Consider the following 21,852-nt stretch of genomic DNA (forward strand, 5'->3'; position numbering starts at 1 on the left):
TTTAGTTACCTCGTATAAAAATTCTCGGTAAAGTAAGGTTGATCGTCTTCACTAAAAGCAACTCCTACTCCGAGCAAGCGAAAATCAGGTTGAAGAATATTTTTTCGATGGCCCTCTGAATTCATTAGACCCTCGTGGGCAAAAATGCTACTCGTTTGGCCAGCAGCTAGATTTTCTCCAGCCATCCGATAGTCAATACCATCCTCATCCATTCGATCAAAAGGTGATTGACCTGCAAGATTGGTATGTCCAAAAAAATTGTTTTCCGCCATGTCCCGACTATGATCAACAGCAGTTTCTTTAACCATATCGTCCCATTCGAGAATCGTTAAACCATGGTTGACTCTTGTAGCGTTAGTGACATCAAATAATTGGTAAGCAAATGCCTCGGCCAATTCAGAGCTACCTACTCCATATATCCCATCTTTCTTAAGTTCCAAGTCTTTATCGATAATTTGAATGGCGGTCACGGTGTTATTTTCATGTTTATCATAAAAAATGGTGACATAATTCCCATTCATTTCATATAGGTCATATTCTCCGTTGTTTTGAGTCTGGTAGATCGTCCATCCTTTTTTTATTCCTTCTAGTGGCTCTCCAAATTCCGCACGAACCTGATCTTTGAGGGTATTTAATGTAATGCCTACAGAGGATGCTATTAAATCCTGATTGGTATACAATGCAACTACGTTTTCTTTAGAATCAAAGGCTACCATTACAAAGTTCTGATAGCTTTCGTGATAGGTTCTCCAATGAACTTCATATCCATTTAAACCTACACGTTTAGGAGACCCTAAGACTGCTTCTACCTCATCAAGACTGTCTCCTATTTGAATATTGTAAACAGAAAAAGTTTGCTCAACAGGATTTAACAGCTGTGGTTTCTTTATATTTTGAAACCTTGACTCATCTACTTGCTCATTCAAGGTCCCTTTCAATTCAGAGGTCCAAAATTGTAAATTTGTAAAAAACTTGTTAAGAGTTTCAGGTATATTACTTTCTTCCATTTCCGTCTGGATTGTTCCGATAAAAGATTCTGGATCTGCCTCTTTTACTTTCTCTTGAATCCTAGGATACATAAAAAACAAGATAGCTAGGAGAATGATCGTTAAAAGAAATTTTCTCATATAGTCCCTCCATTCCCACTATCATCCTTTCCATTTTCTCACCAAATTAATGAAAAAACAATAAAAACTGGATTTACAGAGTAATAAAGCATGTGACTTCTTCCTAGAAGAAATCACATGCTGTCCATTAGTTTAGATCATCTACTCATTCTTTTTCACTAAAAGGCTGATTATAAATGGCTTCTTTCCAAGACCGAATTACAGGTCCTGTTTCATCCGTATCCATGATAAAGCTTCCATTACTATATCGATCACTATGCCTCAATTCCATAGGGTCAACAGTAACTCTTGTCCCATTTTCACTTTCTACAAATATTGCTTCGTGTGAAGAAACAACAAACAATTGAACCACTCGATGAGGATTGCGTTTTAATTCTCTCAACATGACAACCCCACGGTTAGCACGGGTCGTTTTTTCAAATTCACTAATCTTCATTCGTTTTACTGAACCGCGATTGGTCAACAAAAATAGATTCGGGGAAGATAAATCATCAAATAGTTGCCCGCTAACGATTGCATCCCCATCCTTGAGATTCATTGCTTTTACACCTGCTGCTCTTAGTCCAACAGAGTTGACTTCCGATTCGTGGAACCAAAGCCCATATCCGTTGTAAGTAGCTAAAAAGACATCTGAATTCCCATCAGATAACCAAACATTTATAACCTCATCATTCCCTTTAAGATTTATTGCTGCTAAAGGTTTTGAATATCTTTGAGCATGATACAAGGAAAGTTCACTTCTTTTTATCATTCCCTTTTTGGTAACAAAGACTAAGTATTTCTTCTCCTCGAAGGAACGAACCGGAATCGAATCAATGATGACTTCATCTTTATCGATTGGCACTACATTGGCAATATGTTGCCCCATATCCTTCCAGCGAATATCTGGCAATTCATGAACAGGAACAAATAAATAATTTCCTTTATTCGTGAATAAAAGAATATTATCTGTTGTATTGATTTCAAGAAGATTCAACAAATAGTCACCTTCTTTCATAGCAAATTCCTCGCCATTTGAGGCTTGATACGAACGAAGACTTGTACGTTTTATATATCCTTCTTTTGTAACCGAAACCAGAACATCCTCACTTGCAATCATAGCTTCTAAATTAATTTTTAATTCTTCAATTTCATTTTCTATATGCGTTAGCCTTGGGCCTTCATACTTTTTCTTTAACTCTTTTAAATCCTTTTTAATAACTGAAAACAGCTTTTTCTCATCAGATAAAACAGTTTCAAGTTCTTTTATTTTGTTTGCCAGCTCTTTTCCTTCTTTTTGTAGGGCTGTAATATCAGTATTCGTTAAGCGATAAAGTTGCAATGTAACAATAGATTCTGCTTGTGGATCTGTAAACTGGTAAAGGTCTTGTAATCTTTGTTTGGCATCTCCTTTATCCTTGGAAGCACGAATGGTTGCAATGACTTCGTCTAAGATGGAGATCGCCTTAATAAGACCTTCCACAATATGCTCGCGTTCTTTCGCTTTTCTCAACTCGAATTTTGACTGTCTAGTGAGTACTTCTTTCTGGTGGTCAATGTAAGCATCTAAAAAATCTGCAAGAGACATAACTTTTGGACGCTTATTATGAATAGCCACCATATTAAAGTTATAGGAAATTTGTAGATCGGTATTTTTGTATAGGTAGTTTAAAACGCTTTGACTATCTGCGTCTTTTTTTAGTTCGATCACGATTCTTAATCCTGTTCGATCTGTTTCATCTCTGACTTCAGCCATTCCCTCAACTTTACGATCAAGGCGTAACTCGTCCATCCTTTTTACGAGATTTGCTTTATTGACATCGTAAGGAATTTCATCAATTACAATTTGCTCTTTATTTCCTTTAATAGATTCAATCGTAGCTTTCCCTCGTAGTATGATCCGACCTTTTCCAGTACTATAAGCGTTTTTGATCCCTTCAATTCCTTGGATTATACCACCTGTTGGAAAATCTGGTCCTTTAATCACTGTCATAAGGTCATCTATAGTTGATTCAGGATGATCAATTCTCATGATTACCCCATCAATTACCTCTCCTAAGTGGTGTGGAGGGATATCTGTTGCATAACCAGCTGATATTCCAGTTGATCCATTAATTAATAGATGTGGAACTTTAGAGGGGAGAACAACAGGTTCTTTATCCGTATCGTCAAAATTCTCCACAAAATCAACAGTTTCTTTATCAATATCTCGTAGCAATTCAGAAGCAAAACTAGAAAGTCTAGCTTCCGTATAACGCATGGCTGCAGGGGGGTCTCCATCAATAGATCCATTGTTACCATGCATTTCAATAAGGACATTCCGCACCTTCCATTCCTGACTCATACGAACCATAGCTTCATATACAGATGAATCCCCGTGGGGATGATAGTTACCAATTACATTACCCACGGTTTTTGCTGATTTACGAAAAGGCTTGTCATGAGTATTTCTTTCGCGGTGCATTGCATAAAGAATACGACGTTGTACCGGCTTTAATCCATCCCGTGCATCAGGTAATGCACGATCTTGGATAATGTATTTACTATATCGTCCAAATCGATCGCCTATGACTTCTTCTAAAGGCAAATCGAGATATTTTTCTGGTCCTACCAAAAGTTGTTCCTCCTCTTATGATTGAATTTTGTCATTTTCTAATATATTAGATTCTTCTTCTAATCCGAAAGAAACATGGGATTCAATCCATTTTCGACGAGGTTCAACTTTGTCGCCCATCAATGTTACAACTCTCCGTTCAGCTCTTGCTACGTCATCTATTGTAACTCGGATTAGTGTTCTTGTTTCAGGATTCATGGTTGTTTCCCATAACTGATCAGCGTTCATTTCACCTAAACCTTTGTAACGCTGTAAAGTATAGCCCGATTTAAATTTTTGAGTGACTTTTTTTAGATGATCTTCTTCCCAAGCATACTCTATTTGTTCTTTTTTACCGCTACCCTTTGAAACCTTATATAAAGGAGGAAGAGCGATATAAACCTTTCCAGCTTCTAATAAAGGCTTCATGTAACGATAGAAAAATGTGAGTAACAAAACCTGAATATGGGCCCCATCTGTATCAGCATCTGTCATGATAATTACTTTGTCATATTGGACGTCTTCTATCGAAAAGTCAGCACCAACACCCGCTCCGATAGTGTGAATAATGGTTGATATTTCTTCGTTTTTCATAATATCAGGAAGCTTCGCTTTTTCCGTGTTGATTACTTTTCCACGAAGAGGTAAGACAGCTTGGAATTTTCGATCTCTTCCTTGCTTTGCTGACCCACCTGCAGAATCTCCCTCTACTAAGTAAAGTTCATTTTTCTTAGGGTTACGTGATTGGGCAGGTGTCAGTTTCCCACTTAATAGCGTATCCTTACGCTTTTTCTTCTTTCCACTACGTGTATCCTCTCTAGCCTTTCGTGCTGCATCACGGGCCTCTCTAGCCTTAACTGCTTTTCTAACCAACCTGGTTGCATTATCTGGGTTTTCTTCAAGAAAATAAGATAGATATTCTGAAACAACGCTATCTACTACAGACCGTGCTTCCGATGTCCCAAGCTTTCCTTTCGTTTGTCCTTCGAATTGCAGCTTGTCCTCTGGTACACGAACAGAAATTATGCCAGTAAAGCCTTCTCTAATATCCGTTCCTTCCAAATTTTTATCTTTTTCTTTTAATAGATTATTTTTTCTCGCATATTCATTAAATACGCGAGTGATTGCGGTTTTAGCACCAGATTCATGGGTGCCCCCGTCCTTCGTACGAACGTTATTCACAAAGGAGAGAACATTTTCTGAATAGCCATCATTAAATTGAAAAGCAAAATCAACATCAATTCCATTTTGATGACCTTCAAATGAAACCACAGAATGAAGTGGATCCTTCTCTTCGTTTAAATATAAAACAAAGTCCTTTAACCCTTCTGGATATTGGAATTCTTCTTTTTGATCATTACGTAGATCATTAACTGTAATTTTTAATCCTTTTAGCAAAAATGCTGCCTCGCGTAGTCTCTCAGCCAGCGTTTCAAAATCATAAGTTATTACAGAAAAAATAGTTGGATCAGGCTTAAAATGAATAGTTGTACCTGATTTTCTGGTTTTCCCTACTTTTTCTAATGTTGTAACTGGCTTACCACCATTTTCAAATCGTTGTTTATACGTAGTTCCATCACGATGAATAGTTACCTCTAACCATTCAGATAAAGCATTAACAACAGATGCTCCAACACCATGTAATCCTCCACTTGTTTTGTATCCACCTTGTCCAAACTTTCCCCCTGCATGCAGGATGGTAAAGATAACTTCAGGTGTGGGCTTGCCTGTTTTGTGCATCCCTGTTGGCATTCCTCGTCCTTCGTCTTCCACTTGTATACTATTATCTTTATGAATTGTCACACGAATCTTATTTCCAAATCCCGCCAACGCTTCATCTACAGCATTATCCACAATCTCATAAACGAGGTGATGTAAACCTCTACTATCTGTACTTCCTATATACATTCCTGGTCTTTTTCGAACAGCATCCATGCCTTCTAACACCTGAATGGAATCATCATTATACTGAGACGTATTAATAATCAAACTCGTTTCCCCTTTCGGACGTTTCTATAGTTATATCTTAGAACAGTTGTTCTGTTATGTAAATCGAGTTTCTTATGCTTCTCCTATTTTAGCTATTTTATGCTAGGAATCCAAACCCTTTTTCTATAATTCCAAATAATTCTTGTAATTAGGATTCGAATTCAAAAGGAAAAATCCCTGCTTAAAAGCAAGGATCTCTTAAAAAAAACTATTTTTTTACTAGAACTGAATGGGCAACCTTAATGCAAAGATCCATGATGACTGTTTTGTTTTCTTTCTTTAGTATGTCATAAGCCTCTTCATTGTAAAGTCCTTGCTGAGCCCAAAATACCCCTGCATTTGTTTGAACAGCCTCTTCTGCAACTTCAGGTAATAGTTCTGATCTTCTAAAAACATCAATGATATCAATCTTAATATCATCCTCAATGTCCAACAAAGAAGGATAAGCTTTTTCTCCCAGCACTTTATCAACCGTTGGATTGATCGGAATTATTTTATAGCCCGCGTCTTGCATAACTTTTGAAACCTGATAGGATGTTCGATCAGATTTATCAGATAATCCAACAACAGCAATAGTTTTCGCTTCTTTTAAAATTTTTCCGATCTCTTCATTAGATGGATTTGAATACATTCCTAGGTCCCCCTTTTATCCTTAAACTTTCACCATATTTCTTTTGCTAATAGCTTTATTCTATAGGAAAAAGGAAATCATTGCTAACAAAAGGTTTACGGTTGATCAGACTTTACAAGGTTTTTACTTTTTAATTCTGATTCTAGTGTGAGAAAAGCTTCCTCTTCAGCGAAATATTTATTCCAACTCGCAATACCTGCTAGCTCATATTTCTCGGCTAGTCGAACTCTTTTTTTAAGAGAGTTTAGGTTTTCTATCCAGACACGATAGGTTTTGTTTCCTTCCACTACTTCTACATAGTCTTGTCCTGATGCTTGATCATAAACTGGTTCAACTCCACGCTTCTCTATCCAATGTTTTACCTGATCCATCGTGAGAGCTTTTGATGAAACTTTTACCGATCCGTCCTCTTGTTTTTCCTCCGTCCATAACCGAGTATAAAACGGAATTCCTAATAATACCTTTTTGGAAGGGATAACTTCTAAGGTGCGTATTAAGTGTTTCTCAACCCATGGAAGACTTGAAACACTCCCTGCGACAGACGAACCTCCTGGTTGCTCATCATAGGCCATCACCATGAAGTAATCGACTATCCCCGCTAATTCTTCTCTCTCATAAAATTTTGACCACATTGGGCTATTTGAAATAAAAGTGATGTCCATCGATATGGTCAAGCCCGCTTCATGTGCAAGAGGTGTAAGCTCCCTCATGAATTGAGTTAAAAAGGGGCCATCTTCTTCATAAACATTCTCAAAATCGACATTAAGACCTTGTATTCCATAGATCTCAGCATAAGCTAACAGTTGCTGAATCATCTTTTTTCGTCGATCAAATGAGGATAATACATCGTGTGTTTTATCAGGGTCGAAGTCATTAGAAAAAAGCGCCCATACTTGATACCCCTCTTTATGGGCATCTTTTACATAGGTTTTAGATGCCATGTTTTCAATTTCTCCTGAAGAATCTTTCACATGAAACCATGTTGGAGAGATAACATTCACGCCTGCCATTGTAGTTACATCAGAAGGGTTATTATTTGCTTGATAAATAGCGTCCCATGTCACATTTATGGGTCCAGTAATAGATGGGATATAGCTTTTTTGGTCTTGATTGATAATGATCGTTTTTGTTTCATACTGTGATAGAAGATCGTTTGGAAGAAATCCTGCGTATCCATCCTCTGATCGGGCTTTGCTGAATTTTTCCCCCGATTCCTCCAATATCAGTTTTTCTTCTGGTTTAACTTCATGAACATACGAAGATCTAAAATTGGGCTCTGTTCGCATTTGGTATTCATATTCTTCCCCATTAGGTTTAACAGAAGCAAGTTTCTCTTGATCTCCATCTTTTTTTATAAAAATAGCTCCTGTTGATTCAACACGTGTAATTTCAATTGGATAGACATCTTCAAGCCAATCCGCAGCAACATATGGATCATATGGATGTCCTTCAAAATTTTTTAAAACAGGAAATGAAAGAGAGATAGTTTCATAATTTTTTTCTATCTTTGTTTGATTTTGTGTAAGTTGGAACACATCAAATTCTGTTGTGATAATGACAGATTCAGAAGAGTTTTCCATATAAATATTCGGATCAATGTATTCTTTAATAAAGGTTATAGGTAGAAATAGTTGACCATCTGTCCATACCCCTTCATTATAAATTGAGTTATTGAAGATAAGAGTAGTTTCCGAATTAAAATATGAGGTCTTTTCTTTTGATGGAAAAGGATATAAAATATAAATGCTAAGTGTTAAAGTAATAAAGAATGCGGTAACGATAAACACAGATGCGATTTGAACCGTATTCATTGTCGTTTTTTGTCTCATAGTATCCCCCCAACATAATCGTATCGAAAATCTTTAAATTTGAACACAGGAAAAACCAAGAAAACTATACTTACTATCAACCTTTTGTTAAATGAAAAAACTTTGCTAGGAAGGAAGTATATTATGGACTACATTATCTTCGGAATTATCGCCTACATATTAGGATCTATTCCCTTCGCCTTAGTTGTTGGAAAAATTGGTTATAATACGGACATACGTCACCACGGCAGTGGTAATCTTGGAGGCACCAATACTTTCCGAGTTCTTGGTATTAAGGCTGGAATCATTGTTACTGCTTCTGACATATTAAAAGGAACACTTGCCACTTCTTTACCAATAATATTTAACGCATCAGCAGATCCACTAATTATTGGAATTTTCGCGGTGTTAGGTCATACCTATCCACTCTTCGCAAAATTCCGTGGGGGAAAGGCTGTAGCAACCTCAGGTGGAGTTATCCTTGCGGTTAATCCACTACTGTTTCTTATACTAGTCCTAACCTTTCTTCTGACTCTATATCTATCAAAATTCGTCTCTTTATCTTCAATGGTTGCAGGAGTAACTGGTGTCGTTTACTCTATTTTCACTGGTGACATTGGACTTACAATCGTGATTGGACTTCTCACTATTTTTATTATCTATCGACATCGAACCAATATCAAACGTATCAAAGAAGGGACAGAACCCAAGATTAAATGGATGTAAGAAAAGCGCAAGCGCCCTTCGAAACAAGAAAAGCACTTGTTTCTGCGAAGTAGCTCTATGTAGCTTTCCTTTGTGCGATTACTCGGGGCAAAAACTTCGAAGATTATTCGATGAAGCTTTTCGCTGGAGCTAGACAATTTTATACTTATCTTTTAAAAAAAGTAACCCCCAAAAGTTTTAACTTTCGGGGGTTACTTAATGTATGATATTAATATCCATAATCCCAATCAATTTCGTCTTCTTTATATCCAATAGGCAGCACATATCCTAAGTCAACTACTCTCTTCTCATCCACTGAGCAATTGCAATGTTCACAACCACATTGATTTTTGATTTCCTCGTAAGTTTGCCGATCCAAGTTCTCTAATATTAAAATTGATGATTTCTCACGCGTTAACACAGCTGTGCCCTTCACGATAGTCACCTTCCATTCTGTATTTTTCTTCACAAACTTATTGTAAGAGATTTTCGATTCGATTGCTACATTAATGTGATAACATTCACAAAATATTCAAATACTCAGTATCCCTCATAATAAAATACTTTTTAAGAAAAACTGTAAATAAAAGTTTTATCTTTAGAAACGTTTTTGCATGTCCTATAATAGGATTATCATGTTTTTGAAATGGGTGGCAATATGAAAAAGAAAAATGGTATGTTTTTTAGCCTTTCTATAGCTTTCATCTTAATTATCAGCACCTTAATTGTTTATCAGTTTACCCAAAAAAGCACAGAAAAAGAAATAAAACCTGTTAGTTCCCATGCATTAAAAACGAGGGAAGAGCAAACGGCTAAGTCTTTTGAAACTGCAGTCACACTAAGAGCTATTGGTGACATACTTATACATAGCCCTTTATATAGAGATGCATGGAATGGAGAAGACTATGATTTTCGTACTATGTTAGAGTTTGTCAAACCGCTTTTACTTTCAGCAGACATTACATTTGCGAATCAGGAAACGATTCTCGGTGGAGTAGAAATGGGGCTCTCATCCTATCCTCAATTCAATTCCCCAGTTGAAGTAGGTGAAGCCTTCTTTGATGCTGGTGTAGATATTGTTTCGAATGCAAACAACCATTCGCTTGATCTTTATGAAAAAGGCGTATTAAATAGTACGAAGAACTTGTCTGAAATTGGACTAGAATACGTGGGCAGTTTTAATAGCTTTGAAGACCAAGCAACTTCTCGAATTTTAAAAAGAAATGGAATGGACATCGGATTTTTAGCTTATACCTATGGTACGAATGGGATTGTTCGTCCTCCAGATAAACCTTATCTAGTGAACTATATAAATGAAGAAGAAATAATCCGTGCTGTTCAGGAACTAAAGAAAAAAACTGACTTTATTATCGTTAGCCTTCATTTTGGGAATGAATATCAACCATTACCATCAAGTATGCAAAAAGAGTTAGCGACCTCTGTTATCAATCAAGGCGCGGATATTATACTTGGCCATCATCCACATGTTCTTCAACCAGCAGAGTGGATCACACGTGCAGACGGTTCAAGAGGATTCGTCATTTATTCACTTGGCAATTTCATATCTGGACAAACAACTTTAGATCGACGTATAGGTGGAATTATGGAGCTTACCTTGACTCATAAGGTTGGACCTATTGGAACTGAAAATTCAATAGGTTCCCCAGTGTTTACTCCTACTTACGTTTATCATTCCAATTATAGAAACTATAGAATTGTGTCCCTGTATGGGGCTTCAAAATATGGATTACCTAATAGCAATAGTGTTTTTGAAAATACGAAAGCACATATGACTCAATGGGTTCCTGACATGAGGATTCGTAAATATTTTACTGAATAGTTTCTCCTCATCCTAAGTTGTTTAATTGGATTTATTCTAAATAAATCATGTATACTCAAAGCACATATTGTTGGTTTGAAAGGAGTAGCTTCATGAATAAAGTTTCTATTTCTAAAAATAAAAATAAAGATCTACCTTCTAAGGAAGAGCGTCATAAATTATTTGGATCTGTTGAGCCAGGACCAAGAACAAAGCCTGTCACTAAAGAACAAATGGTGGATTTACAAAATACCAAGAAAGATTTTTTGTTTGACCTTGATGTGGTGGGTATTGCTAATGTAAAGCATCCTATACGCATCTACAGCGAACTCGCACCTGAAGTTCAGACTACTATTGGAACCTTCACCTTTTCATCCACGATTGCTAAAGATAGCAAGGGCACTAATATGAGTCGGTTCACAGAACAGTTAGATCAGTATCATCAAGAAGGCTTTGCATTAGACTTAAGTACTTTAAAAAAATTCACCAAGGAACTTGCTGATCGATTAAAACAAAACGATTCCTTTGTTGAAGTAAGTTTCCCATGGTTTTTTGAAAGAAAAGGTCCATCATCCCAAATCGGTGGTCTCAACCATGCAGAAGCAACGATAAAAGTAAACTATGATAAAAAAACTGGATATGACATTCAAGCAGGTTTACGTGCAACCATAACTACTCTATGTCCATGCTCTAAGGAGATTAGTGAATATAGCGCACATAATCAAAGAGGACAGGTTTCTATAGAAGTCGTGCTTGATGATGATTTTGATGATACGCAAAAAGATTGGAAAGCAGCTCTATTACATGCCGCTGAGTCTAATGCAAGTGCCGTTTTACATCCTGTGCTTAAACGCCCTGATGAAAAATACGTTACTGAACATGCATATGAAAATCCAAGATTTGTAGAAGATGTGGTCAGGTTAGTGGCTGCTGACTTATACGAAATGCCTTTTATTGAGAAATTTACCGTTCGCTGTCAAAATGAAGAATCGATTCACCTGCATGATGCTATTGCTCAGTTGACTTATGATAAACGATATGAAGAATAGATGATGAAATGAGATGGTTAATGTGATCAAATATCTATTACTTGCTGTTATAAAAGGATATCGGAAATTTATATCACCGTTGACACCACCATCTTGTAGATTTTATCCGACCTGCTCACAATACGGTTTGGAAGCCATTCAACGTTTCGGTGCCTTTAAGGGTGGATATTTAACCATAAAAAGAATTTTAAAATGTCATCCCTTTCATCCTGGAGGAGTTGATTTGGTTCCTGAAAAAAGTACAAAACAACGATCCTCAAAGACTACACAAGAGAGATAAAGTGAAATTTCAATCAGTGTGGGGATTACTCTCATGAAAATAAAACATTAAATTTTTTATCCTTGTTGGTGAAGCTTGCTTCATGGTTGGTTGGCTACCCGTTCATGCGGGATAAAATAGAAAAATCCCGGACAAAAGAAATCCTGCCCGGGATTTTTTGTTTCATGTATTTTTTGATAACCCTTTACTAGCCTAATCTAAAACGTTTGATTTGCTCTGTTTTGCCTTCTGCTCTTAAAATCTTTAACTGCCAATCTCCAAATAAATCATAATGAGGAAATTCGGGATGTCGGTCTATCATATACGACTTTAACCCATATTTCTTCCCCCATTTTTCTAATTCCTCGATAGATCTTGCCCCTACCTTTGTTACAGTATTGCAATCAGGAAAACGGTCATCTATCCAATAGTGAGTTAAAAAGGCAATTTCCCCATTAACAATCGATTCCTTCCACTGTTGTAGTTCCTTTCTGTTCACTCCAAATGCCATGTTTTATGACTCCTTTATTTGCGCTTCCTCATAAGCTTGGTGCCAATCAGGGAACCTTTTTTTGATTGAAATAGGTCGAAACGATTTTTGTTCAACACAAACATGTTCTGTTTTTCCCTGAACAGAAAGCTCCCCTTTTTCGTTAAATATTTCATAGGAATAAATTACTCGTACTCCAGTGTAGGAAGAAATGGAAGTTCTTATGGTAGCCGTTTCTCCATATCTTACCGGTGTTTTAAAGGCCACATCTGCGTGTACAACAGGTGATACAACCCCTTCTTTTTCCATGTCGGCATATCTAAACCCCAATTGTTCAATTAAAGCTGTTCTTCCAATTTCAAACCAAACCAAATAGTTTGCATGATAAACAACCTGCATTTGATCTGTTTCGGCGTATCTTACTTTAATAGTAGTCTCATTCACGACCATTTCCTTCTCTCTCCTTTACCATTTTCCATGCATTTAAGATATCATCTTTATTTAAAATATCCCAATCTGCTTGAGAGTCATCCCGTTCTTGTCGTAAAGCTTGAAATTGGATGGCCTCTTCAATAATATTCCTTATAAATCGCCCATTCCCGTTTATTTTTTCTGAATTCAAGTTTTCCTCCAACTGGTTTATTGCCTCTTTGCTTACCTGATATTTATAAGAATTGGCAATTTGATTACCCATTCGGATCATTTCCGCAGGGGTATAATTTGGGAAATGGAAATATTTTTTAAACCTTGAAGACAATCCAGGGTTGCTCTCTAACAAATAATTCATCTCATTAACATACCCAGCTAGAATGACAACTAAATTCTCCTCATGTTTCGTCATTTCGTCAACTAGGGTGTCAATAGCTTCCTTACCAAAATCCTGTTGGCTTCCTTGCATTAAAGAGTAAGCCTCGTCGATAAATAAAACTCCACCAAGTGCCTCTCTAATTTTACGTTTAGTCTTAATAGCCGTTTGACCCACATAACCTGCAACTAGATCGCTTCTAGAAACAACAACCATATGTCCCCTTTTTAATAAGCCACAATTCTTTAAAATCTGTGCATAGAGATGCGCTACGGTTGTTTTTCCTGTTCCCGGATTTCCAGAAAAAACAGCGTGTAATTGTATCGGAACTTTAGGGAATCCTTTTTCTTTTCTCCTTTGCTGCATATTTACAAAGGATGAAATTTTTTCAACTTCTGCTTTAATATGATCTAAACCAACTAATGATTGAAGGTTTACCTCTGGATCTTTTTCGTTTCTATTGTTCTCTAGAACAAATCGAATATCATCTTCTGTTATACGCATATGGTCCATGATCGAATTTTTTAATTTTTCTTGATCTCGATTTACCCCTTTATGGAAAATAACAGATAAGATGACATCTTTAACGGTTCTAGCGTTCCCAAATGACTGGTCTACTCTCCTTTGATCAATAGCTTCTTCTAATACATTAAGTGCGGTTTCTGTAAAAAAGTAATCATTTTCTAGTGCCATTTGCTCGGAAATGATAATTAACTCTTCCATCTTATAATCCGATAATTCTATATGGTTTTGTTCAGGAAATCTACTTCTCAGCCCCGAATTAGACCATAGAAATTGTCTCATTTCTTCAGGATATCCTGCAAGAATAACTCCAAATTTCCCTTGATGCTCCTTGCTAGTCATCGCTGAGACAAGTGTATCAATAACGGCCTGTCCGTAATCATTCCCGGTTTGTCCTTCTCTTTTAAGACTATAGGCCTCATCAATAAAAAGTATCTTTTCTTCAGCTTGTTTGATATAGGACATTGTATTTTCTTCACTTTGCCCAACATAAGACCCAACCAAGTGGGATCGATTCACCTCTACAATTTCATCACTTTTAAGCAAAGAAAGATCTGCGTAAAGCTTTGCTAAAAGCCGAGCAATCGTTGTTTTTCCAGTTCCAGGATTACCAGTTATAATCATATGCAATCCAGGTTCATCTTTCATCGAAAGACCAAGCTTTTTCCTATCTTGCTGATATTTTAAAAATAAATAATAGTTGCGAATATATTCTTTTACCTGTTTAATCCCAATCATATTATCTAACTCTTTTAAAGGAGATGGACGCATTATGTCATTTATCCAATTAGGTGTTAATAGTTGAATTTCATCAAGTGATTTCATGATCTCTTTAAAAAAAGATTGAACATTGGAAAGAGACTGAGAAGATATATTCTTTTGTCCCTCTTTTTGTAATTCCAGAAGAACTTCATGCAAATCTATCACACTATTTTGAAGTTTAGTAAGTTCTTGGAACAAAAGTGAATCTTCATCACTTAAAGGAGTTCGGTCGTCACCATTTGGAATTAAATCCTTAAATGTCTTTATTTCTTCTAGTAATTGAGCCATTTTATTTTGCTTAATCGACATGTGATCCGTTTCTCTTGGAACAAGTTCTCCAGAAATATATTCAGATAATTGCAGACTTTCTAACCATATAATAAAGCTCTCAACTTCCTCTGTCTTTCTAATTGGTTGGATCTGTTTCGCCTTATTTAAAAAATAGTCAGAAATATGATCTCTTTTGCGATTTCGAATGATTCTTTGAAAGGTAATATATGTGTAAAGAAGAGCTAATTCTTCCTTGTCATCGGTATCCCATAAATCCACTATACGAAGTGCCTCAGCTTCAGTTAATGAAATTGGATCCATTAGATGTAACCAATTTTCTTGTAAATCCTGTAAGGGAGCATATTTCCTCATGTTTGTTCCCACCTTTTTAAATTAACACTGATAGTGTAACATAATCTCCATAGTAAGGACTTAACCAAGGCTTAGGAAAAGGTTAGAAAAGCTCGATAAGATTCAAAAAAAACAAAGCCCAAAGGACTTTGTTTAATATCTTGCCGGTCGATCTCGATGGATAAAAAGTATGATCGCGCAGTAAATAGGGATTAAAACAGAAAGAACAGTGTGTAATACTGCATTCTCTGAATACTTTTCAAGTAACCAGTAGATAACAACAATACCGACTATAGCTACAATAATAGAACCAAGAAACGGAATCATGGAGACAAAAATGGATATGACCGAAATGATTAATAGTTTCATGCCACCATTTCCTTTTAATTTTTCCGTAATAAGTTCTCCCAATACCCACATGTTCCCAATTGGAATCCAGGCCAGCCAAGCATAGTCAATATTTTCATTTTGTGCCATTTTCATAACTGCAAATGCAGTTAAAACGTAGCCAATAATTCCTAAAATCACAAAGATAAAATTCATCCTATTCCCCCCTTCGCTACTAATTTATTTTGCTTTTGAGAAAAAATTCCTTAACTTATTTTAAGGTTCAAAAGATAAAAAGCTTTCATAGATTTTTATTTCTCCGCAAGCTTTGAAAGCTTAAGACTCTTATAGCAAAAATGATAAGGCAATGATACCAACGGAGAGTTGAAACAATATTTCTAACCAATCCTTCGTCCGTCGGCCAACTAAATGGTAAAAACGCATCCCACATCGAACCACAATACAAACCCAAGCTAACGTAATAAGAATAGGGGGAATTACCATCCCATAAATCCTCCTTAAAATCAAAGATAGACAAGCTTATCTAATATCTATGATATTTTTGGAGGGAGAATTCTTTTTTAAATAAGAAGGTTAAACAAATTTTGATCTTTATTGATTTCGATGTAAGAAAAACCGTTTTGTTCCATACGCTGAACTAGAGGTTCATAATCACTCTTATTTTGTAGTTCAATTCCTACAAGGACAGGCCCTTTATCCCTGTTATTTTTTTTCGTATATTCAAATCGAGTGATATCATCGTTTTTCCCCAACACTTCCATCATAAATTCGCGTAGTGCTCCAGCTCTTTGAGGAAAATTTACAATAAAGTAATGTTTATACCCTTCATAAATTAATGACCGTTCTTTCATCTCTTGCATTCGATCAATATCGTTATTTCCCCCACTAATGATACAAACAATATTCTTTCCTTTAATCTCTTCTCGATAAAAGTCGAGTGCTGCTATCGGCATAGCACCAGCTGGTTCAGCAACTATGGCATTTTCGTTATAAAGATCCAGTAAGGTAGTACATATCTTGCCCTCAGGAACGACAATGATATCATCAATAACTTGATTACCGATTTCAAAAGGAATATTTCCAACCTGTTTTACGGCTGCACCATCAACAAATTTATCAATTTTATCAAGGGTAACTACTTTTCCGGCTTCCATTGACCGTTTCATACTTGGAGCACCTAATGGTTCTACACCTATAACTTTTGTATCCGGGCTAATGCTCTTCATGTAGGATCCAACGCCAGAGATTAACCCCCCACCCCCTATGGACATAAATACATGGGAAACAGATTCTTCAACAGAGTCCAAAATTTCCAGTCCAACTGTACCTTGCCCTGCAATTGTTCTTTCGTCATCAAAAGGGTGGATGAATGACATACTATTTTCTGAACAATATGATACTGCTTCTTTGTAAGAATCATCAAATGTGTCCCCTGTCAGAACAACATCAATGAACGGTTGCCCAAAAAAATCAACTGCAGATACCTTTTGCCGTGGGGTTGTAGTAGGCATAAAAATCTTGCCCTTCACACCAAGTGCCTTACAAGAATAGGCTACACCTTGAGCGTGATTTCCTGCGCTTGCACAAACTACTCCATTCTTAAGCTCTTCAGGAGTTAGACTTTGCATTAGATTATAAGCTCCACGTATTTTAAAGGAACGAACTACTTGTAAGTCTTCTCTTTTCAAATAAACATTACAATCGTATCGGTTAGATAATATTTCATCTCTTTGGAGTGGAGTTTTCACCACTACGTCTTTTAGAGCTTGATTTGCGATTAAGATATCTTTCACTTGAATGGTTTGTAATGTTTTCGTCACCGCTGAACTTCCTTCCCTGCATAAAATATTTAGACTTATACTACCACAACCTTTACTTAAGAAAAACCAATTTGCGAATATTTTCTGAAAAATTTAACTAATAAAAAAATGAAAGCGGTTTACTATTTTTGTAAACCGCTTTCATTTTTTTATTTGTTGTGTTGATTGCGATATTCGTCTTTTATCTCCCGACGAAATCCTTCAATAGATTCCTCGCGTCGTTTGTTTTTTTCTTCTATTTGTTGTCTCTCTTCTCTAGAAGAAAATTGCATAGCTTCATGTGATTCCTCAATATTTTCTATTGTGTTTTGAACCATATCTTGAAGCTTTTCAACATTATCAGATCGGTCGTCTGGATTTGGCTTTGGATAATTACGATTCACCATCCATCCCCCTATTTTCCTTTTGTTTGTATAACTTGTGTTTGATATCTACTTTTAACTTGCATTTTTTTTCCTTTGTTTCCACTAAAACCTCGAGGTTGTGTCCCTAAATGGTCAGGGGCGAAATGTTTACTATCCCTTTTCGGATTACCCATGTATCCATTCCTCCTTTTTAACACCTCATGTATAGTATGATTCGATGGACAGAGAGTATGCTAAAGAAGGACTCATCATTTTTTGGTAAAGATTAGAAACCAAGGCATTCAGCAAGCTTGTGGGTGTATGCTTTGGTTGTCCTCATACTGATAGGTAAAGTTTCCTATCAGTAAAAAAGCCTCGGTCTATGACCTGGCTTTCAATGCGTTCAATCTTTCAAAAACACGTTCTTCAATCTTCTCCATCGCAGATTGATCATTTTCAATCAACATTCGATTTTCTTGTACAAGTTCTTCAAATGATTTCCGCTTTCTCCTTTTCATGGCGATCCCTCCTATTTTTATAATAGGATAACCAAATTTAGGAGAGTTCATTCATCTTTTCAATCATCATCTCTTCTGTTAAAGGCCCGACATGTCTTTCTAACTGTATTTTGCCATCCGTTCCAATGAAATACGTTGTGGGAAGTGCAACAGCTCGATAAGGTTTTGTGGCTTCATCTTCAGGATCAAGGAGTACAGAAAAGGTATATCCATATTCTTGAATAAAGGAGCTAACTTTTTCTTTTCCACTTTCTGTAGTCGTATAATTAATAGCTAGAATGACCACTTCATCCTTATACTTTTCATAAAAAGATTGCATTTCTGGCATTTCTTCTTTACATGGTGGACACCATGTAGCCCAAAAATTCACAAAGACCTTTTTTCCTCGAAGCTCTGATAGTGCTACGGTTTTACCGTCCAAAGTTTGTAGAGTAAAATCAGGCGCAACTTCCCCAACCTTTAGTCCTTCAGGTAATTGAGGAGTATTGTTTACTTCCTCGCTAGACAGAACATTTTCCTCTACTGAATGATTCGAACTCAACTCATTAGAAATAGTGTAGAAAGCGACACCAATTAAACCTATGAGTAAAATGAAGGATATCCAACGTTGAACCAATTTGTAATCTTCCTTTCATCTTGTGAAAAAAAGCAACGGAATCCCGTTGCTTTTTTATTATCCATTCTTTTGAAGCTTATTTCGCAATACCATTTGTAAAATTCCGCCATGACGATAGTAGTCAATTTCAACTTCACTGTCAAAGCGTGCAATAACTTCAAAGTTAGTCTTTTTCCCATTTTTAGATGTTGCTGTAACTTGAACAAGGTCATGTGGTTTCACATTCTCTTCGATAGAAATATCAAATGATTCTTCCCCTGTTAAACCAAGAGTTTCACTGCTTTCACCTTGTTTGAATTGAAGAGGAAGAACTCCCATCATCACTAAGTTTGAACGGTGAATTCTTTCAAAGCTTTCAGCAATGACTGTTTTAATTCCTAACAGATTCGTTCCTTTTGCAGCCCAGTCACGGGAACTTCCCATTCCATAGTCTTTTCCAGCTACTACAAGTAAGCTAGTACCATCAGCTTTATACTTCATAGCTGCATCATAAATAGGCATTACATCACCTGTTGGCCAGTAAGTGGTATATCCTCCCTCTGTTCCAGGAGCGATCTGGTTTCGGATTCGGATATTTGCAAAAGTTCCTCTTGTCATTACTCTATCATTTCCACGACGTGAACCATAGGAGTTAAAGTCACGAGGTGAAACTCCTTTTTCCTGCAAGTAACGACCTGCTGGCATATCTTTAGCAATTGCACCTGCTGGTGAGATATGGTCCGTCGTTACAGAATCGCCAAATTTACCAATGACACGCAAACCAGACAAAGACTTAACCTCTTCTGGGTCTGGAGATAACCCTTCAAAGAATGGTGGGTTATGAATATAGGTAGAATCCTCATTCCACTCGTATAGTGGTTCATCTGTTGTGTTGATATTATTCCACTCTTCATTTGAGTTGTAAACTGATTCGTATTCTTTCCTGAAAATTTCTGGTGTTACTACCTTAGCAATTTCGGATTTAATTTCTTCCATTGAAGGCCAAATATCAGCAAAGTAAACATTATTTCCATCTTTGTCTTTACCGATTGGGTCATCCTCAAGATCCACATCAACTGTACCTGCTAAGGCATAGGCGACTACAAGTGGAGGTGAAGCTAAATAGTTAGCTTTTACCAATGGATGGATACGACCTTCAAAGTTACGGTTTCCTGAAAGTACAGACGCTACGGTCAAATCAGAGGAAGCAATAGCTTCTTCAATTTCTTCAGCTAATGGACCAGAGTTACCAATACATGTCGTACATCCATAACCTACAAGATTAAACCCAAGTTTATCTAGGTATGTCATTAATCCAGCATCTTCTAAATAACGAGTAACTACTTTTGATCCTGGTGCTAGTGAAGTTTTCACATATTTAGGCACTTCTAATCCCTTTTCTACTGCTTTCTTAGCCAAAAGACCAGCGCCCAACATAACATATGGGTTAGATGTATTTGTACAAGAAGTAATAGCTGCAATGGCAACTGCGCCTGTTTTCATCACAGACTTCTTGCCGTTTGGATGTTCAATCTCAACTTTTTTATTAATTTCACTTTCATCTAATCCAAAGCCTGCATTTCCTGCTGGAGTAGTTAAAGCTTTATTAAAGGATTTTTTCATTTCAGAAAGTGGAATTAAATCCTGTGGACGTTTTGGTCCAGAAAGATTGGGTTCTAGCTCAGATAAATCGATTTCTACTAACTCAGTGAATTCTGGGTCAGGATACTCTGGGGAATACCAAAGATCATTTTTCTTACAATATTCTTCAACTAGAGAAATTTGATCTTCCGTTCTTCCTGTTAATCGCATATATTCAAGTGCTTCTTTATCAACCGGGAAGAAACCACATGTTGCACCATATTCAGGAGCCATATTGGAAATGGTTGCACGATCTGCAAGAGGCATTTCCTTTAATCCAGGTCCAAAAAATTCCACGAACTTACCAACAACATTCTTTTGGCGTAGAACTTGGGTGACTTTTAACGCTAGGTCAGTGGCTGTAGTTCCATTTGGAAATGAACCTGTTAGTTTAACACCAATAACTTCTGGAGCAGGGAAGTAAGATGGCTGGCCTAACATTCCAGCTTCAGCCTCAATTCCTCCAACACCCCATCCAAGAACACCTAAACCGTTAATCATGGTGGTATGAGAATCTGTACCTACTAATGTATCTGGATAGGCTTCATATTCACCGTTTTCACCTTCAACTGCATGAACTACTTTGGCAATATATTCAAGGTTAACCTGGTGTACAATTCCTGTTGCAGGTGGTACTGCACGGTAATTATCAAAAGCTTTTTGAGCCCATTTCAAAAATTCATATCTCTCTGCATTACGTTCAAATTCTAATTCCATATTTCTTTTTAAAGCATCAGCCGTTCCGTATCGATCAACCTGTACGGAATGGTCAATTACTAAATCAACTGGAACCTCTGGGTTAATTTCATTAGGACTACCACCCAAATCAACCATAGCCTTACGTAAAGAAGCTAAGTCAACAACGGCTGGAACACCTGTAAAGTCCTGTAAAATTACGCGAGAAGGTTTAAAAGGAACATCTACTCCTTTTCCTTCTTCTGTGCCCCATCTTGCTAATTTTTCAACATGCTCATCTTGAATAACTCGTCCATCATGTTGTCTTAGGACGGATTCCAGTAAGACGCGGACAGAATAAGGCAATCTAGAAATTTCCCCTTTACCCGCTTCTTCTAGGGTTTTAAGTCGGTAATAATTATACTTTTTACCGTTCAATTCAAATTGCTTACGAGCTTGAAATGCATTATCTCGTGCCATTTTTCCCCCTCCTTCATAGTTCGCCGCGGAGTATAATCGAATCAACTCCAACATTCCCCAATTGTTTCAATTTTTCTGCACTTTTATATTTTAAATGAAAACGATTTATAAGTAAAATGATTCGTTATTGTAGTTGTCAAGCCAATAAAAATGACTTGCAATTTACACAAGCCATTTTTAAACAAGCTTATTCTTCTATATGTGCTTTTATAATGTCCAAATGTGATCGAAAGTCTTCCGGGAGTTTGACACTTCAAATCTACAAAAATGCT

At 36.7% G+C, this 21,852-nt stretch carries 21 protein-coding genes; 4 read left to right on the forward strand and 17 right to left on the reverse strand.

The genetic code is table 11. The annotated features are described in order from the left end of the window. Positions 1-5: 5 nt before the first annotated feature. The 5 genes from RZN25_11115 to RZN25_11135 form a co-directional block, all read right to left on the reverse strand. Positions 6-1,127 (reverse strand): CAP domain-containing protein, encoded by a 1,122-nt coding sequence (locus RZN25_11115; GenBank protein ID MEQ6377371.1) that lies wholly within the window; start codon positions 1,125-1,127, stop codon positions 6-8. Between the two features lie 145 nt (positions 1,128-1,272). Next, on the reverse strand, positions 1,273-3,720 hold the full coding sequence (gene parC / locus RZN25_11120; protein MEQ6377372.1) for a DNA topoisomerase IV subunit A: 2,448 nt from the start codon (positions 3,718-3,720) through the stop codon (positions 1,273-1,275). Between the two features lie 15 nt (positions 3,721-3,735). Beyond that, positions 3,736-5,688: a DNA topoisomerase IV subunit B gene (parE, locus tag RZN25_11125; protein ID MEQ6377373.1), complete on the reverse strand. Its 1,953-nt coding sequence runs from the start codon at positions 5,686-5,688 to the stop codon at positions 3,736-3,738. A gap of 208 nt (positions 5,689-5,896) precedes the next feature. Then, positions 5,897-6,319 carry a CoA-binding protein gene (locus tag RZN25_11130; GenBank protein ID MEQ6377374.1) on the reverse strand — a complete coding sequence of 141 codons (423 nt, stop codon included), beginning with the start codon at positions 6,317-6,319 and terminating at the stop codon, positions 5,897-5,899. Between the two features lie 95 nt (positions 6,320-6,414). Further along, a complete protein-coding gene (locus RZN25_11135) occupies positions 6,415-8,148 on the reverse strand; it encodes a glycosyl hydrolase family 18 protein (GenBank protein ID MEQ6377375.1) in 1,734 nt (577 codons plus the stop codon). A 123-nt stretch (positions 8,149-8,271) separates the two neighbouring features. Here RZN25_11135 and plsY point away from each other — a divergent pair, with 123 nt between their 5' ends. Next, complete coding sequence (gene plsY / locus RZN25_11140; protein ID MEQ6377376.1) at positions 8,272-8,853, forward strand: glycerol-3-phosphate 1-O-acyltransferase PlsY; 582 nt, start codon at positions 8,272-8,274, stop codon at positions 8,851-8,853. A gap of 208 nt (positions 8,854-9,061) precedes the next feature. Here plsY and RZN25_11145 read toward each other — a convergent pair whose 3' ends face one another. Further along, positions 9,062-9,268, reverse strand: coding sequence for a hypothetical protein (locus RZN25_11145; protein ID MEQ6377377.1), 207 nt, complete (start codon positions 9,266-9,268; stop codon positions 9,062-9,064). Positions 9,269-9,490: 222 nt separating this feature from the next. Here RZN25_11145 and RZN25_11150 point away from each other — a divergent pair, with 222 nt between their 5' ends. From RZN25_11150 to yidD, 3 genes are all read left to right on the forward strand, one after another. Continuing rightward, positions 9,491-10,672 (forward strand): CapA family protein, encoded by a 1,182-nt coding sequence (locus RZN25_11150; protein ID MEQ6377378.1) that lies wholly within the window; start codon positions 9,491-9,493, stop codon positions 10,670-10,672. Positions 10,673-10,764: 92 nt separating this feature from the next. After that, entirely contained in the window at positions 10,765-11,700 is a 936-nt protein-coding gene (folE2, locus tag RZN25_11155; protein ID MEQ6377379.1) for a GTP cyclohydrolase FolE2, read from the forward strand. A 25-nt stretch (positions 11,701-11,725) separates the two neighbouring features. Then, positions 11,726-11,980: a membrane protein insertion efficiency factor YidD gene (gene yidD / locus RZN25_11160; protein MEQ6377380.1), complete on the forward strand. Its 255-nt coding sequence runs from the start codon at positions 11,726-11,728 to the stop codon at positions 11,978-11,980. A gap of 187 nt (positions 11,981-12,167) precedes the next feature. Here yidD and RZN25_11165 read toward each other — a convergent pair whose 3' ends face one another. The 11 genes from RZN25_11165 to acnA all read right to left on the reverse strand — a co-directional run bounded on the left by RZN25_11165 (position 12,168) and on the right by acnA (position 21,580). Continuing rightward, the gene (locus RZN25_11165) at positions 12,168-12,470 is read right to left on the reverse strand and encodes a hypothetical protein (protein ID MEQ6377381.1); all 303 of its coding nucleotides are present in this window, start codon (positions 12,468-12,470) and stop codon (positions 12,168-12,170) included. 3 nt (positions 12,471-12,473) lie between these two features. Next, positions 12,474-12,899 (reverse strand): thioesterase family protein, encoded by a 426-nt coding sequence (locus RZN25_11170; protein ID MEQ6377382.1) that lies wholly within the window; start codon positions 12,897-12,899, stop codon positions 12,474-12,476. Continuing rightward, positions 12,886-15,180, reverse strand: coding sequence for an AAA family ATPase (locus RZN25_11175; GenBank protein MEQ6377383.1), 2,295 nt, complete (start codon positions 15,178-15,180; stop codon positions 12,886-12,888). The genes RZN25_11170 and RZN25_11175 overlap by 14 nt, the downstream gene beginning before the upstream one ends. Positions 15,181-15,312: 132 nt before the next feature. Beyond that, positions 15,313-15,702 carry a hypothetical protein gene (locus tag RZN25_11180; GenBank protein ID MEQ6377384.1) on the reverse strand — a complete coding sequence of 130 codons (390 nt, stop codon included), beginning with the start codon at positions 15,700-15,702 and terminating at the stop codon, positions 15,313-15,315. A gap of 129 nt (positions 15,703-15,831) precedes the next feature. Continuing rightward, a complete protein-coding gene (locus tag RZN25_11185; GenBank protein MEQ6377385.1) occupies positions 15,832-15,990 on the reverse strand; it encodes a hypothetical protein in 159 nt (52 codons plus the stop codon). Between the two features lie 77 nt (positions 15,991-16,067). Next, positions 16,068-17,327 carry a threonine ammonia-lyase IlvA gene (gene ilvA / locus RZN25_11190; GenBank protein MEQ6377386.1) on the reverse strand — a complete coding sequence of 420 codons (1,260 nt, stop codon included), beginning with the start codon at positions 17,325-17,327 and terminating at the stop codon, positions 16,068-16,070. Between the two features lie 149 nt (positions 17,328-17,476). Next, on the reverse strand, positions 17,477-17,713 hold the full coding sequence (tlp, locus tag RZN25_11195) for a small acid-soluble spore protein Tlp (protein MEQ6377387.1): 237 nt from the start codon (positions 17,711-17,713) through the stop codon (positions 17,477-17,479). A gap of 8 nt (positions 17,714-17,721) precedes the next feature. Then, positions 17,722-17,865 (reverse strand): acid-soluble spore protein N, encoded by a 144-nt coding sequence (locus tag RZN25_11200; protein ID MEQ6377388.1) that lies wholly within the window; start codon positions 17,863-17,865, stop codon positions 17,722-17,724. 186 nt (positions 17,866-18,051) lie between these two features. Next, the gene (locus tag RZN25_11205) at positions 18,052-18,189 is read right to left on the reverse strand and encodes an FbpB family small basic protein (GenBank protein MEQ6377389.1); all 138 of its coding nucleotides are present in this window, start codon (positions 18,187-18,189) and stop codon (positions 18,052-18,054) included. Positions 18,190-18,226: 37 nt separating this feature from the next. Continuing rightward, positions 18,227-18,805 carry a TlpA disulfide reductase family protein gene (locus RZN25_11210; protein ID MEQ6377390.1) on the reverse strand — a complete coding sequence of 193 codons (579 nt, stop codon included), beginning with the start codon at positions 18,803-18,805 and terminating at the stop codon, positions 18,227-18,229. 57 nt (positions 18,806-18,862) lie between these two features. Then, complete coding sequence (gene acnA, locus RZN25_11215) at positions 18,863-21,580, reverse strand: aconitate hydratase AcnA (GenBank protein MEQ6377391.1); 2,718 nt, start codon at positions 21,578-21,580, stop codon at positions 18,863-18,865. Positions 21,581-21,852: the final 272 nt, after the last annotated feature.

It is taken from the genome of Bacillaceae bacterium S4-13-56, from assembly GCA_040191315.1.
GTDB lineage: Bacteria > Bacillota > Bacilli > Bacillales > JAWJLM01 > JAWJLM01.

Coding starts and splice junctions, on each gene's coding strand:
- RZN25_11135 (MEQ6377375.1), bottom strand. CDS start 8,148: ATGAGACAAAAAACGACAATGAATACGGTTCAAATCGCATCTGTGTTT.
- RZN25_11175 (MEQ6377383.1), bottom strand. CDS start 15,180: ATGAGGAAATATGCTCCCTTACAGGATTTACAAGAAAATTGGTTACAT.
- RZN25_11150 (MEQ6377378.1), top strand. CDS start 9,491: ATGAAAAAGAAAAATGGTATGTTTTTTAGCCTTTCTATAGCTTTCATC.
- tlp (MEQ6377387.1), bottom strand. CDS start 17,713: ATGGTGAATCGTAATTATCCAAAGCCAAATCCAGACGACCGATCTGAT.
- RZN25_11115 (MEQ6377371.1), bottom strand. CDS start 1,127: ATGAGAAAATTTCTTTTAACGATCATTCTCCTAGCTATCTTGTTTTTT.
- RZN25_11185 (MEQ6377385.1), bottom strand. CDS start 15,990: ATGGTAATTCCCCCTATTCTTATTACGTTAGCTTGGGTTTGTATTGTG.
- RZN25_11200 (MEQ6377388.1), bottom strand. CDS start 17,865: ATGGGTAATCCGAAAAGGGATAGTAAACATTTCGCCCCTGACCATTTA.
- RZN25_11130 (MEQ6377374.1), bottom strand. CDS start 6,319: ATGTATTCAAATCCATCTAATGAAGAGATCGGAAAAATTTTAAAAGAA.
- RZN25_11170 (MEQ6377382.1), bottom strand. CDS start 12,899: ATGGTCGTGAATGAGACTACTATTAAAGTAAGATACGCCGAAACAGAT.
- RZN25_11205 (MEQ6377389.1), bottom strand. CDS start 18,189: ATGAAAAGGAGAAAGCGGAAATCATTTGAAGAACTTGTACAAGAAAAT.
- RZN25_11165 (MEQ6377381.1), bottom strand. CDS start 12,470: ATGGCATTTGGAGTGAACAGAAAGGAACTACAACAGTGGAAGGAATCG.
- acnA (MEQ6377391.1), bottom strand. CDS start 21,580: ATGGCACGAGATAATGCATTTCAAGCTCGTAAGCAATTTGAATTGAAC.
- folE2 (MEQ6377379.1), top strand. CDS start 10,765: ATGAATAAAGTTTCTATTTCTAAAAATAAAAATAAAGATCTACCTTCT.
- plsY (MEQ6377376.1), top strand. CDS start 8,272: ATGGACTACATTATCTTCGGAATTATCGCCTACATATTAGGATCTATT.
- RZN25_11180 (MEQ6377384.1), bottom strand. CDS start 15,702: ATGAATTTTATCTTTGTGATTTTAGGAATTATTGGCTACGTTTTAACT.